Here is a 12650-nt window from a genome sequence, read left to right as displayed (position 1 = left end):
ACACTACAGACGACACTTGCCAAAAATCGGTTACAGCCGAACCCATAATCGTTCACACATTCGCCAAAAAATCAATTAGTATGTACTAATTGATGAATATGACATATTATATTACAATCGTAACCAGTACAGGTTCACCCTATATCCGGAGAAAGGATCTGAGGAATTGCATGAAAGCGAACGCTTATACGGTTGAATTGAAGGATATTTTGCAATCGGAACGGGTATATCACAATTTGTCCGTCGCAGAGTTGGTGGAAGCCGCTCTCTCCCGGAACGAAGGAATCCTCGCCTCTTCCGGCGCTTTTCGTGCAACCACCGGCAAATACACCGGCCGCTCACCAAAGGACAAGTTTATCGTCGACGAACCGTCCGTGCATGACCACATCGCCTGGGGTTCTGTCAACCAGCCGATGGCGCCGGCGCAATTTGAACGGCTTTGTCAGCGGGCGCTCGACTACCTGAAAGACAGGGAACTGTTTGTGTTTGACGGATTTGCCGGAGCGGACGAGACTTACCGCTTGCCCATCCGCGTGATCAATGAATATGCATGGCATAATCTGTTTGTTCACCAGCTGTTCGTCCGACCGACACAGGAGGAACTGGAAGAACACCAACCGCAGTTTACGGTGATTTCAATTCCCGGCCTGAAAGCGGATCCCAGCCTGGATGGCACCCATTCGGAAACATTCATCGCGCTTTCCTTTGAAAAACGAGTGGCGTTGATCGGCGGAACCGAATATGCCGGCGAGATGAAAAAATCGATCTTCAGCGTGCTCAACTACCTGTTGCCGTTCCAGGGCGTATTTCCGATGCACTGTTCGGCCAACGTCGGGAAAAAAGGGGATGTGGCGCTGTTTTTCGGCCTGTCCGGCACCGGCAAAACGACCCTGTCCGCCGATCCGAACCGCCGCCTGATCGGTGATGACGAGCACGGGTGGTCGAAGCGCGGAATCTTCAACTTTGAAGGCGGGTGTTACGCGAAATGCATCGGCCTGTCCGAAGAAAAAGAGCCGCAAATCTGGAACGCGATCCGCTTCGGCTCCGTGCTGGAAAATGTGGTGCTCGATCCGAAAACCCGCGTCGCCGACTACGACGATGGAACACTGACGGAAAATACGCGCGCCGCCTATCCGATCGACTACATCCCGGGTGCGGTCATCCCCGGCGTCGCCGGCCATCCGCAGGTGATCCTGTTCCTGACAGCCGATGCGTTCGGCGTACTGCCGCCGATTTCGAAGCTGACGAAAGAGCAGGCGATGTACCACTTCCTGTCCGGTTACACGTCCAAACTGGCAGGGACCGAACGGGGAGTGACCGAACCGGAAGCGACGTTTTCGACCTGCTTTGGCGCCCCGTTTTTGCCGCTGCGGCCGAGCGTCTACGCCGAAATGCTGGGCGAAAAAATCGACTCGCACAACGTCCGCGTCTACCTGGTTAACACCGGCTGGTCGGGCGGTCCGTACGGTGTTGGCAAACGGATGAATCTCGCCTATACGCGGGCAATGGTGACAGCGGCGATTACCGGCAGCATCGAACAGGCGACGTTTGCAGCCGATCCGATTTTTGGCGTGTTGGTGCCCGACCGGGTGGAAGGCGTACCGGGCGAACTGCTCAATCCGCGCAACACGTGGGCCGACAAGGACGCATACGATGCAAAAGCGCGTGAGTTGGCAGCCCGCTTCGCCAAGAACTTCGAAAAATTCGCCGATGTGCCGGCGGAAATCCGCGCTGCAGGGCCGACGGAGTAACGTCGTATGGCAATCAATAAGGGCACCCTTAACGGTGCCCTTTCTGTATAAATTTCGATTCAATTTTTTCTATCCGGTTATTTTTCATACACCGTTTCTCCGCCGATTACTGTACGGATCACGTTGGTTTCGAGCAGTACGTCCGGATGATCAGCGAAGATGTCGCGGTCGAGCACAGTCAGGTCGGCGTACTTGCCCGGCGCAATCGTCCCTTTCACCGCTTCTTCCCGGGTGGCGTACGTGCCGCCCAGCGTGAACAGCCTGACCGCCTGCTGGATGGTCAATTTTTGCTCCGGTTGGTACTCGTCGTGCGTCTTGCCCGGCCGCTTGCGCGTCACGGCGGCGTGCAAACCGAGCAGCGGGTCGATCGGTTCGATTGGCGCATCCGAGCCGCCACCGCACAGCAAGCCTGCATCCAACAGGGTTTTCCAGGCGTAGCAAGTGGGCAGCCATTCCGCCGGGATTCGTTCCTGCACCCAAGGGAAATCGCTTGCCACAAACCGCGGCTGGATATCCACCGCCAACCGGCCTCCCAATCGCCGCATCCGTTCGATTTGCTCCGGCCGCAACACCTGCGCGTGGATCAGCCGGTGCCGGTGAGCGGGGAGGGGATTTTGTTCCATCGCTGTCAGTGCCAGGTCGGCTGCGGCATCCCCGATCGCATGCACCGCAACCGGCATCCCGTGCGCCCGCGCTTTGGCCGCAATCTCGTTCAATTCCTCCCGGGTGTGGATCGCCGTTCCGTATGTGCCCGGTGCATCGGCATAGGATCTCGACAGCAGCGCCGTACGTCCGCCCAGCGCTCCGTCTGCAAAAATTTTCAGGGCGCCGACCGACACCCACTCATCCCCATCGCCGGTCGTCAGTCCCAATTCCCGAAGCTCCGGCAGGTGCGGGTGGTAAATCAGCAGATTGCTGCGCAACCGCAGATTCTCTCCCACCACCAATTCCCGGAACATCCGCCAGGCGTCGGCGAAGCTGCCCAGTTCGCGGACATCCTCGGTATGCACCGAGGTCAATCCGCTGGCCAGCGCGTGTTGGATGCTCCGGCGCAGCATCCCTTTCAGTTCCTGGTAGCCGGGTTTCGGAATCGCGTCCCGCAACGGCTGACTCGCATTTTCGTAAACCAGTCCGTTCAGGTTGCCGGCGGTATCCCGGCCGTATGCGCCGCCCGCCGGATCGGCCGTCTCGCGGGTGATGCCCGCCCGCGCAAACGCAAGCGAATTCGCCAGGTACACATGGTTGCAAATGCGGGTCAGCAAAACGGGATGATTCGGTGCCGCTTCGTCCAGTTCCGCAATCGTCGGAATCCGTTTGTCGGCAAACCGGTTTTCGTTCCACCCGATTCCGACAATCCACTCACCGGCAGACGTTTTTTCCGCCCATCTTCGCAATGCGAGCAGCATCTCCCGCGAATCGGCCGCATCCGACAAATCGAGCATCGCCAGTTTCATCCCGCAGCTCGCCAAATGCAAGTGGTTATCGATCAGCCCGGGGATAACGGCGGCGCCTTCCAAGTCAATGACTCGTGTCCCGGCCCGTCCCAATTGCAGCTTGATCTCCTCCGTATCTCCCACCGCGACGATCCGCCCTTCCTGCACCGCCACCGCAGTTGCATAGCACGATCCGGGCCTCTCCATGGTATAGATCCGCCCATTGACAAAAAGGGTCGTCATTCGCGATCCCTCCTTCTGTTTCGCTCTATCCGATCATTTCACCTCTATCCGAGCCACCAGATAAAACCGGCGATCGCCGCTGTCACCACCAAAGCGAGCGAATCACTGCGGTTCCACTCCAGCGGGTGCCAGGCGGTGCGTTCCGCTTGCCTGTCGTAGCCGCGCGATTCGATGGCAGTCGCCAACTCGTCGCCCATTTTCAGCAAGGAGATCAGCAGCGGCACCACCAGTACGGAAATCTGGCGCGGCGTCCATTTGCGCCAGCCGATGGGCGCTTGCCCCCTTGCCGCAAGCGCTTTTTGCAGCTGCCCGATTTTCTGCAAAATCCAGGGGACAAACTGCAGCGCAATCGAAACAGCCAGGGACAGGTCCCGGGTCGGCACCTTCACCTTCCGGAGCGGACGAATCGCCCATTCGAACCCTTCCCGCAAGGGTGTGCCGGTGGTCGTCTCGGTAAACAGCAATCCGAGCAGAATCACCAGCAGAAAACGGGCGACGCCCAAACCGCCAGATGCCGCTCCTTGCCAGCTGAAACCGACCGGGCCGAACAGCGGTACGTCCGGATGGTTGAGAGTGATCGCCGACACCGCCAGCAACAACAGAAACATCAGCCAAAACGGACGCAAAAACGCCCGCGTTTTGCGCCACGAAACGCCTGCCAACCAGAAAAGGGCGATCACAACCCCAAGCGACACCGCCAGTCCGATTCCACCGGTTACGTTGAGACAGGCGAACGAAAGAGCGATCATCGCAAACCATTTCATGCGTGGATCGAGCCGGTGAATCGGCGATTCGACGGGCAATGGCGGAAAGCTGCGCGTCGCCGGCCATGGTGCTGCAGGCGATCGCGCTGCCAACGATGGCGTTGTTATCGACGAGGGCGCAGGCGAATCAAACGGCACGCAGCCTGCGGTAAAATCCTCCAGCCGCCCGAGCAACTCCTCAACAGTCAGCGGATTTCCCAGATCGAGTCCTTTTTTTCGCAAGCGATAGGCGATGCGTGCGACAAACGGCGGTTGCAGGCCGGCGTTTTCCAACAAATCCGGCTGTGCCGCGAGTTCCCTCACCGAACCCGCGAACGCGACCCGCCCTTTTTGCAGCACGACCACCTGATCGGCCAACGGGAAAAACAAATCGAGATCGTGCGTCGCCACGACCAATGTAACCCCCGTTTGCCGCAGCCGGACGATCACTTCCAGCAACTCGCGCTGCGCCTGCGGATCGAGCCCGGCTGTCGGTTCGTCGAGCAAGAGGACTTCCGGCTGCAGAACAAGCGCACCAGCCAGTACCACCCGCCGTTTTTCGCCGCCGCTCAACAAAAAAGGCGATCGCTCCAGAAATTCGGACGGCTCGAGCCCCACTGCCCGCAACGCCGCTGCCACCCGCCGCATCCGTTCCTCCTGCGGCACTTTCCGCAATTTCAATCCGTACCCGACATCTTCTCGCACCGTGGCTGCAAACAGCTGCGTTTCCGGCATCTGAAACACGATCGCGATCCGCTCACAGGCCAAGCGACGATCGAGAACCACCGACTCGCCCGCAGCATGCGGACCGCCCGCATCCCTCTGATCGTCCACCCGTACCGCCAGCTTTCCCGACCTGGCCGCATACAGAATCCGGCCTTCTGTCGGAGTCTCCAGCCCGGCCAGCAATTGCAGCAACGTCGACTTGCCGCTGCCCGTTTGCCCGCAAACCAGCGTCAGGCTGCCCGGTAGAATCTGCAGGTCTACATGTTGCAAAATCAGCTCTTTTTCATAGCGAAATCCTGCGTTTGACAGCTCCACGCGCATAGCAGTTCCTCCACCTCCTCCTCCCGCAGAGGCAGCGATTCCAGCGGCAGGCCGCGCTGTTTCAGCCACAGGCCGATTTTGACAAGCGGCGGCACGTCCCATTGGCAACGTTGCGGAATGTCCGAATCGTAAAAAAGCGTCCGCGCATCCCCGCCGTATACAATCTGGCCGGCTTCCAACACAACGATCCGACCGGCCTCCAGCAGTTCCGGCAAACGCTGGGTGATCCAGACGACCGTGACACCCGATTCCCACAGGGAACGGGCGATCGCGTAAATCTGCCGGCGCCCGGCCGGGTCGAGCATCGAAGTCGCTTCATCAAAAATCAGGCAATCCGGTTCTAGCGCCAGACAGCTCGCAATCGCCAGCCGCTGTTTCTGGCCGCCCGACAAACTGGACACCGGTGCAAACCGCTTGTCCAGCAGCCCGACTTGCCGCAGCGCCCGCTCGACGCGGCTCTCCATCTCCTCCCGTGGCACGCCGCGGTTCTCCAAGCCAAACGCCACGTCTTCCGCTGGCGTTGTGCCGACCGTTTGCGCATCCGGATTTTGAAACACGACCTGCACATGTTGCTTTACCCGTTCCCGGTGCGCCGGCACTGCCAGATCCAGGCCAGCCACCGATACCCGGCCTTCCGCCGGGACCGCCAGTCCGTTGAGCAGGTGCACCAGGGTCGATTTTCCCGATCCGTTGGGACCGGTCACCGCCACCCATTCGCCCCGCCGGATCTGCAGGTCGATGCCGCGCAGGGCGGGCACTCTCCGTGTCCCGTCGCGGTATATATAGGTTACGTTTTGCACGTCGATCATCGAAAATCCTCTCTTCACAACCAAAAGGTGCACATGGTATGATTCGGTTGGTCAACTACATCAATCTTAATCGGTTAACAATAAAGGGGGCAACAAAAAAATGGGCAAATGGACGATCCGCGGCCTTGTCTTCAGCGCCTTGTTCGCCGCGATCACAATGGCATTCAGCTTTCTCAAATTCAAGCTGCCCTTTACGGCGGTTCCGATTTCCTTCATCAACTTCGGGCCGATGATCGCCGGTTCGATTCTCGGCGCGAGATACGGATTTTTGGCGCTTCTGCTGGCGGTTGGCGTGGCAGCGGCCGGATTGCCGGTGATCGGGGGGAGCGGCGGCGTGTCTTTGATGCTGGGGCCGACCGGGGGGTTTGTTTGGGTACAACCAATCGCTGCGTTATTGATCGGTTTTTTTGCAGAGCGGATGCGGGCGGACAGGCCTTCTTTCTGGAAGCTGACCGCCGTCAATTTCCTGTTCGGGTCTTTGTTCCTGTATCCCACAGGAGTGGGCTGGCTGGCACACAAACTGAACCTGCCGCTGGCAAAGGCGCTGGTTGCCGGCATGTGGCCGTTCCTGCCAGGCGACTTCCTGAAAGCGCTGATCTGTGCAGCCGTCACAGTGGCCGTCTGGCGCGTGTACCCGATTGAACAGATCACGGGCCAAAACACGAACCGTTCCGTATAGGCGGGATGCATACACAGCTTGGGCGAAAACGAATCCCCCGCATAGCCGCGGGGGATTTCGGTCGCAACGGCCGCAGGATAACAGTCTACGCTCGCTTTCAGGCCCGTCGGCGAGATGATCTCGTTTGCTTAAGAGTGTAAGGATCAAGGGAGCTTCTGTCTGTCCATAATATTGGACGAACTTCGCACCCCATAAGGCCAACCCTCGCCGCAATGCTTCTCTCGGCATCGGTGAAGCGCCGTAAATGATGTTTCTAACCGATGCGAACGAATATTGTTCGACTCCGGGAAAATTCAGGAGCATCACGATCATCGTCGGAACCAGGTTCAGGGTAGTCGGCTTCTCACGATCAACCGTTTCCAAATATTCCTGCGGATTGAAACCCGGCAGCACTATATTGGACGCTCCCCTGACCCAATGCGGCAGCACCAACGTCCCTGAGGCGTGCGTCAACGGCGCCGCATGCAGCATGCTGTCCCCGTGCTCAATATCAACCGATGACAGGATATTGTTGCAGATGGCCACCCATGTTGCCTGTGTATGCACGGCCGCTTTCAATTTTCCCGTCGTCCCTGAAGTGTACTGGATCGTAGCCAGATCGCTTTCCTCCACCTTAACGGCAGGTTCCGAGTCGGTGACCGAGCTGGCCACATCCGGCATGGACAGAATCCATGGAAATTTCGGCGTTCCATTGGTCTGGCAATAAAATTGGACAGTCGTCAGGTTCGGCTGCAACGAGACTACCCGACCGCTGAACTCTTCCGTAAAGAGAATCGCTTTGGCCTCCGTTTCCCGGATCATGTGAAGATGTTCTGCCTCCGAGAGACGGGTGTTCAGAGGAACCCTCACCAACCCGCTCAACAGGAGAGCAAAATCGATTTCGATGCTCTGAAGTGAATTGGCAAGTAAAAACGCCACTCGGTCCCCTTTTCGCAAGCCAAGTTTCAGCAAGGCATTTGCAAGCCGGTTGCTGTTGCTGTACACCTGTTCGAACGTAAGCGTCTCTCCCTGGTATAAAACGGCGGTTTGTCGAGGATAGAACTTGGTTCCCCGCTGAATCAACTCTTTGACAACCATTCCCGTTTCCCCCTTTGTCGGGTGTATCAAAATTGTCCGTGCCTGCCTTCCCCGGCGGCAAAACGGATCGCGCCTTGCTGCGTTTCTCCGCTGTTCATGACGTTCAAACCAAGTCGAAACTCCAGCTCCATTGCTTTGTCAAAATCCAGGTCAAACCCGCGGTAAACCGCTTCACGGTCGCTGCGCATGCATCGTTGGGGAAACTCCGCGATTTGGGCGGCCAGCTTTTCCGATTCTTCTTTCGCCATTCCGGGCTCCACCACTCTGTTCGCCAGCCCCATTGCTAGTGCTTCCTCCGCTCCCACCGGACGGCCCGTCAGAATCAGATCCAGCGCCCTGCTCATCCCGATGAGCCTTGGTAACCGTTGTGTTCCTCCGTCCACCAGAGGTACGCCAAAGCGGCGGCAGAAGACTCCAAAAACGGCGTTACGTTCGACCACACGAAGATCACACCACAGAGCCAGTTCAAGCCCTCCGGCAACGGCATACCCCGAAACGGCCGCAATCACCGGCTTGGAAAGACGCATCCGGGTCGGCCCCATCGGACCGTCCTTCGTCATGTCGGTCTCCATAAGGTTCCCCTTTCCTTCAGCAATCGCCTTGAGGTCCGCACCTGCGCAAAATGTGCCGCCTACCCCATAGAGAACCGCCACATGCAGCCCGTCGTCCCGTTCAAACGTACGGAAAGCATCGGCCAGTTGCTTGGCGGTTTCCCGGTTCACAGCATTTTTCACATGCGGCCGATTGATCGTGATCGTGCAAACTTTTCCTTTTTTTTCAACCAACACTTCCATCCTGAGGCCCCTTTCCGGTGAGGTCGAGGTACTTGGCCAACCATTCCTTCAGACTCTCTCCCATTTCTTCGATATCATAGAAATCGTTGTCCAGTGTCCACATGATGCCCAGCCCCAACCCCAAAGCATAGAGAATGACGGGCAGATTTTTCAGATGGCACGCGGCTGTCGGATCGGCTTCCGTTTTGATGCGCAAATAGTTCTCGGTATACGACCGCAAGTTATAGAAAAATTTGGTTACAATTTTCCTGATCTGCGGATTGTGTGTCGACTGTCCCAGGTAGTTCAGCAACACGATGTAAAATTCGGGATTGTCTTTTGGCACTGCGTTGATATTTTCCAGATGTGCAAAAAATTTGTCGACTGGGTTTGGCAAGGGTTCCACCGTTTGCATGACTTTCTCGTGCGATGTTCGGAATGATTCTTTCAGAACCTGCAGTAATACATCCTCCTTGTTTTCAAAGTAGTGATAGATGATTCCTGTGCTCACTCCGGCCGCCGCCGCAATATCCTTGATCGACAGGTTGGCAAGTCCCTTTCTGACAATGCATCGCTTTGTTGCTTCGATCACCTGCTCCTTGCGGATTGGCTCCATTCCTATCTTTGGCATAGGCGTCTCCTTTTCTATATTGAACGTTCAATATAAATTTTAATTCTATCCGATTATTCTGTCAATAATCCCCCGGCTGGATACCTGCTGACACACAGCTCAAAATACACACTTGCATTTCCCGCCACAACCGCATATAATTTAAATCTGTGTATCAGCCCACCTTACTCTCACCCCTTATTGCGATAAGGGCACTGGTACGCCACGCTGAACTGCCTGGCGGGCTGCGTCCGAGTGAGGGTCATATGTCCAAAAGGAGGAAACAGCCGAATGCGTTCTTACGAAACGATGTACATTCTTCGTCCCGATCTGGATGAAGAAGCACGCAAAGCCCTCGTAGAGAAGTTCAACAAGGTCATCACCGACAACGGCGGTGAAATCGAGAAAGTGACCGAGCTGGGCCAGCGTCGTCTTGCGTATGAGATCGAAGGATTCAAGCAAGGCTACTACGTCCAGTTGAACTACAAGGCGGACACCACAGTCCCGCAGGAACTCGAACGCGTTCTTCGCATCAGCGATGACGTGATTCGGATCCTGACGACTGTGACGGAGCGCTAATTCTACGAGGAAGGAGATTTTGAACATGAGCGATTTCAAGAAAAAACGCGGCAAACGCCGTAAAGTGTGCAAGCTGTGCGTTGACAAAGTGCAGCATGTCGATTATAAGGATGTCAACCGTTTGAGCCGGTACATCACCGAACGCGGAAAAATCCTGCCGCGGCGGATTTCTGGCAACTGTGCGCACCACCAACGGCAAGTCACGAAAGCAATCAAGAACGCACGCATCATTGCGCTGCTGCCGTACACGGTCGAAGGGTAAGAATTTCGTTGACAATCGCATAACGTTCCGCTATTCTTATTGATTAGAAAGCAGAAGCGCTCGCTTCTCACCTACTCGCTGCAACATGCGATCGGGTTTCGGATGGGATACGATATGGTTCGTATGTTCCGCGGGCGCACGTGCGTCCGCTTTTTCATTCTATTTGGAGGTGACTCACTATTAGTCGCGATCACGAAGTTCAGATCAACGAAGGGATTCGTGCACGGGAAGTGCGATTGATCGATGATAAAGGGGAACAACTTGGCATCATGCCTCTCCACAAGGCTCTGCAAATCGCAGAAGAACGCAACCTGGATCTGGTCAATGTTGCACCCACCGCAAAGCCCCCCGTATGTAAAATCATGGATTACGGGAAATACAAGTTTGAACAACAAAAGAAAGAAAAAGAGGCTCGCAAGAATCAGCAAGTGATCAACATCAAGGAGATTCGGCTGTCTCCGACGATCGACGAGCATGATTTTCAAACCAAGCTCCGGAGCGCAGTCAAGTTTCTCCAAAATGGCGACAAAGTGAAGGTCACCGTTCGTTTTCGCGGACGCCAGATAACGCACGCGGATATCGGTAAGAAAGTACTCGAGCGCATGATCGAGCAAACCAGCGAATTGGCGCTTGTGGAACGTGCCCCGAACATGGACGGGCGCCAGATGATTATGATTCTTGCTCCAAGAAAGGGTTGAAATACACATGCCGAAAATGAAAACCAAACGCGCCGCTGCCAAGCGTTTCAAGCGCACCGGCTCCGGCAAGCTGAAGCGTTCGCACGCTTACACCAGTCACCTGTTCCTGAACAAATCGGAGAAACAAAAGCGCCATCTGCGCAAAGCGGCGCTCGTTTCGCCCGGTGATTACAAGCGGATCAAGCAAATCGTTACCTACATCTAATCTCGTCGAAGGAGTGAAGGCAAATGCCTCGCGTCAAAGGTGGTACGGTTACACGCCGTCGTCATAAGAAAATCCTGAAACTGGCCCGCGGCTACCGCGGTTCGAAACATCGTCTGTTCAAGACGGCGAACGCCCAGGTCATGAAATCCTTGCTGTATGCGTTCCGCGACCGTCGTCAGCGCAAACGCGATTTCCGGAAGTTGTGGATCACGCGGATCAACGCACAAGCGCGCGCCAACGGTTTGTCCTACAGCAAGCTGATCAACGGCCTGAAAAAAGCGGGCATCGAAGTCAACCGCAAGATGCTGGCTGATCTCGCCGTGAACGACAAAGCAGCTTTCGCATCGATCTGCGAAAAAGCAAAAAACGCAGGATGATCCTTCCGAAAATCAACCCCGCTGTGAATAGCGGGGTTTTCGATTTTTTTCGTTACTCGGCCGCCACCGCCATTCCGACAGGTTCGGATTGCTTGGCCTGCAGACTACGGATCAGCCGGTATTGCGCCCAGCCGGCCGCCAACAGGCAACCCGCGAGAATCGCGAACAGCGATTGTCCGCCCCATTCGGTCAGCACCAGTCCGCCCAGGAACGGCCCGACCGCCCTGGACAACTGCCAATTCAAGCTAAATACTGAAAAATACCGTCCGCGCATTTCGGGCGGCGCCATCAGCGACACCGCTTTTTGAATATGCGGCCCGTTCATCATCTCCCCGAGCGTGAACGCCAACTCGACCAGCACGAGCAGCGCGAAGGCCGGCGCAAACCCGTAGCCGACGGCCACGATCGCGAACAGGCAATAGGAAGCAAAAATCACCTTGTGCGGAGCCAGATGTTCCGTGTATCTGGCGATCCACATCTGCAGCAGGATCACCGTTGTCCCGTTGATGGTCATCAACCAGGCGAACACCGACTGGTAATTTTCGAACGTGTCCTTTAAGTGTAGGGGAAACGTGGATTCCACCTGTGCGTACAGCATCCCGACCGGCAAAGCGTACAACGTCAGCCAAAACAGCTTTCGGTGCTCACGAAACCGCAACTTCGGCGCCTGGCTGCGGAGCTTCTTGTCCCTGACTCCGACAGGCAGGGTTTCCGGCACTTTCCACCAGACGATCAACGTATAAATCAGGAACGCGCCGGCCGAGATGGCAAATACAAGTTGCGGGCTGTACTTAAACACGGCTAGCCCCAACAACGGTCCGGCAGCAGCTCCCACGTTCAATGCCGTATGCAGCAGCGCAAACACTTCCGCCCGTTTTTCCTCCGGCACCACATCGGTCACCTGGGCGTTGGCCGCCGGGAAGAATAACGCCATGCCCACCCCGTTGAGCGTGGCAAACAAGGCAAATTCCCAAACCGAATCAGCAAACATAAAGCCGATCATCGCCAGCATTTCAATCGATAACGCAATCAGCATCAACGGTCTCCGGCCATACCGGTCGGTGAGGCTCCCTCCCCACAGATTCAGCAGCACACCGCTCGCCGACTGCAGTCCCAAAATCACCATCGGCAACAACACGGCTCCGCCCAGCTTGTTGTACAGGTACAGGACGAGAAAGGGCTTGATCATAAAACCGGCCACCGTCGTCAGGATCGTCCCGAACACCCTCACCCAGATGGCCGTATCATACCGGTTGACGATGGTTCGCAGTGAAAATCGACTCATGTTCTCCCTCCCTCTTCCCAATTGTTTACATTCTACACGCCGGCCGATCGGTTGAACAGAGGGGTTTCTTGCAGTTCGC

At 56.4% G+C, this 12650-nt stretch carries 13 protein-coding genes and 1 pseudogene; 7 read left to right on the top strand and 7 right to left on the bottom strand.

Features of this window, described 5'->3' with window-relative positions:
* Positions 1–170: 170 nt before the first annotated feature.
* Positions 171–1751, top strand: a complete 1581-nt coding sequence (gene pckA / locus C230_RS0116555) for a phosphoenolpyruvate carboxykinase (ATP) (RefSeq protein WP_018133174.1) — start codon at positions 171–173, stop codon at positions 1749–1751.
* Positions 1752–1828: 77 nt separating this feature from the next.
* Here pckA and C230_RS0116550 read toward each other — a convergent pair whose 3' ends face one another.
* Genes C230_RS0116550 through C230_RS20815 form a run of 3 tightly spaced genes read right to left on the bottom strand, consistent with a single transcriptional unit; the run spans position 1829 to position 6026 of the window.
* The gene (locus C230_RS0116550) at positions 1829–3427 is read right to left on the bottom strand and encodes an amidohydrolase (protein WP_018133173.1); all 1599 of its coding nucleotides are present in this window, start codon (positions 3425–3427) and stop codon (positions 1829–1831) included.
* A 44-nt stretch (positions 3428–3471) separates the two neighbouring features.
* Positions 3472–5217 (bottom strand): ATP-binding cassette domain-containing protein, encoded by a 1746-nt coding sequence (locus C230_RS21535; protein ID WP_018133172.1) that lies wholly within the window; start codon positions 5215–5217, stop codon positions 3472–3474.
* On the bottom strand, positions 5169–6026 hold the full coding sequence (locus C230_RS20815; RefSeq protein ID WP_018133171.1) for an ATP-binding cassette domain-containing protein: 858 nt from the start codon (positions 6024–6026) through the stop codon (positions 5169–5171). The genes C230_RS21535 and C230_RS20815 overlap by 49 nt, the downstream gene beginning before the upstream one ends.
* Before the next feature lie 100 nt (positions 6027–6126).
* On the opposite strand from C230_RS20815, the gene C230_RS0116535 reads away from it, so the two are divergent.
* Positions 6127–6705 carry a biotin transporter BioY gene (locus C230_RS0116535; protein ID WP_018133170.1) on the top strand — a complete coding sequence of 193 codons (579 nt, stop codon included), beginning with the start codon at positions 6127–6129 and terminating at the stop codon, positions 6703–6705.
* A 78-nt stretch (positions 6706–6783) separates the two neighbouring features.
* Here the strand turns inward: C230_RS0116535 and C230_RS22110 are convergent.
* The 3 genes and pseudogenes from C230_RS22110 to C230_RS20810 all read right to left on the bottom strand — a co-directional run.
* Positions 6784–7782 (bottom strand): annotated as a pseudogene (locus C230_RS22110) (class I adenylate-forming enzyme family protein); the annotation flags it as partial.
* A 26-nt stretch (positions 7783–7808) separates the two neighbouring features.
* The gene (locus tag C230_RS0116530) at positions 7809–8576 is read right to left on the bottom strand and encodes a crotonase/enoyl-CoA hydratase family protein (protein WP_018133169.1); all 768 of its coding nucleotides are present in this window, start codon (positions 8574–8576) and stop codon (positions 7809–7811) included.
* Positions 8560–9186 (bottom strand): TetR/AcrR family transcriptional regulator, encoded by a 627-nt coding sequence (locus C230_RS20810; RefSeq protein ID WP_051074276.1) that lies wholly within the window; start codon positions 9184–9186, stop codon positions 8560–8562. The genes C230_RS0116530 and C230_RS20810 overlap by 17 nt, the downstream gene beginning before the upstream one ends.
* Positions 9187–9456: 270 nt before the next feature.
* Between C230_RS20810 and rpsF the strand changes: the two genes are divergently transcribed.
* The 5 genes from rpsF (at position 9457) to rplT (ending at position 11286) form a co-directional block, all read left to right on the top strand.
* Positions 9457–9744, top strand: coding sequence for a 30S ribosomal protein S6 (rpsF, locus tag C230_RS0116520; protein ID WP_018133167.1), 288 nt, complete (start codon positions 9457–9459; stop codon positions 9742–9744).
* Positions 9745–9769: 25 nt separating this feature from the next.
* Positions 9770–10006: a 30S ribosomal protein S18 gene (gene rpsR / locus C230_RS0116515; RefSeq protein WP_018133166.1), complete on the top strand. Its 237-nt coding sequence runs from the start codon at positions 9770–9772 to the stop codon at positions 10004–10006.
* A 203-nt stretch (positions 10007–10209) separates the two neighbouring features.
* Positions 10210–10704, top strand: coding sequence for a translation initiation factor IF-3 (gene infC, locus C230_RS0116510; protein WP_026174379.1), 495 nt, complete (start codon positions 10210–10212; stop codon positions 10702–10704).
* Positions 10705–10711: 7 nt separating this feature from the next.
* Complete coding sequence (gene rpmI / locus C230_RS0116505) at positions 10712–10909, top strand: 50S ribosomal protein L35 (protein ID WP_018133164.1); 198 nt, start codon at positions 10712–10714, stop codon at positions 10907–10909.
* Between the two features lie 23 nt (positions 10910–10932).
* On the top strand, positions 10933–11286 hold the full coding sequence (rplT, locus tag C230_RS0116500) for a 50S ribosomal protein L20 (RefSeq protein WP_018133163.1): 354 nt from the start codon (positions 10933–10935) through the stop codon (positions 11284–11286).
* Positions 11287–11338: 52 nt separating this feature from the next.
* On the opposite strand, the gene C230_RS0116495 is transcribed toward rplT, so the two are convergent.
* Positions 11339–12571 carry an MDR family MFS transporter gene (locus C230_RS0116495; RefSeq protein ID WP_018133162.1) on the bottom strand — a complete coding sequence of 411 codons (1233 nt, stop codon included), beginning with the start codon at positions 12569–12571 and terminating at the stop codon, positions 11339–11341.
* Positions 12572–12650 lie beyond the last annotated feature (79 nt).

It is taken from the genome of Effusibacillus pohliae DSM 22757 (genome assembly GCF_000376225.1).
Classification (GTDB): Bacteria; Bacillota; Bacilli; order Tumebacillales; family Effusibacillaceae; genus Effusibacillus; species Effusibacillus pohliae.
The sequence above is the reverse complement of the archived record's forward strand: the minus strand, read 5'-3'. Positions and strand labels throughout refer to the sequence as shown.

Bases quoted from the DNA above. Each gene is read 5' to 3' on its own strand.
- pckA (WP_018133174.1), top strand. From the start codon at position 171: ATGAAAGCGAACGCTTATACGGTTGAATTGAAGGATATTTTGCAATCG.
- C230_RS0116550 (WP_018133173.1), bottom strand. From the start codon at position 3,427: ATGACGACCCTTTTTGTCAATGGGCGGATCTATACCATGGAGAGGCCC.
- C230_RS21535 (WP_018133172.1), bottom strand. From the start codon at position 5,217: ATGCGCGTGGAGCTGTCAAACGCAGGATTTCGCTATGAAAAAGAGCTG.
- C230_RS20815 (WP_018133171.1), bottom strand. From the start codon at position 6,026: ATGATCGACGTGCAAAACGTAACCTATATATACCGCGACGGGACACGG.
- C230_RS0116535 (WP_018133170.1), top strand. From the start codon at position 6,127: ATGGGCAAATGGACGATCCGCGGCCTTGTCTTCAGCGCCTTGTTCGCC.
- C230_RS0116530 (WP_018133169.1), bottom strand. From the start codon at position 8,576: ATGGAAGTGTTGGTTGAAAAAAAAGGAAAAGTTTGCACGATCACGATC.
- C230_RS20810 (WP_051074276.1), bottom strand. From the start codon at position 9,186: ATGCCAAAGATAGGAATGGAGCCAATCCGCAAGGAGCAGGTGATCGAA.
- rpsF (WP_018133167.1), top strand. From the start codon at position 9,457: ATGCGTTCTTACGAAACGATGTACATTCTTCGTCCCGATCTGGATGAA.
- rpsR (WP_018133166.1), top strand. From the start codon at position 9,770: ATGAGCGATTTCAAGAAAAAACGCGGCAAACGCCGTAAAGTGTGCAAG.
- rpmI (WP_018133164.1), top strand. From the start codon at position 10,712: ATGCCGAAAATGAAAACCAAACGCGCCGCTGCCAAGCGTTTCAAGCGC.
- rplT (WP_018133163.1), top strand. From the start codon at position 10,933: ATGCCTCGCGTCAAAGGTGGTACGGTTACACGCCGTCGTCATAAGAAA.
- C230_RS0116495 (WP_018133162.1), bottom strand. From the start codon at position 12,571: ATGAGTCGATTTTCACTGCGAACCATCGTCAACCGGTATGATACGGCC.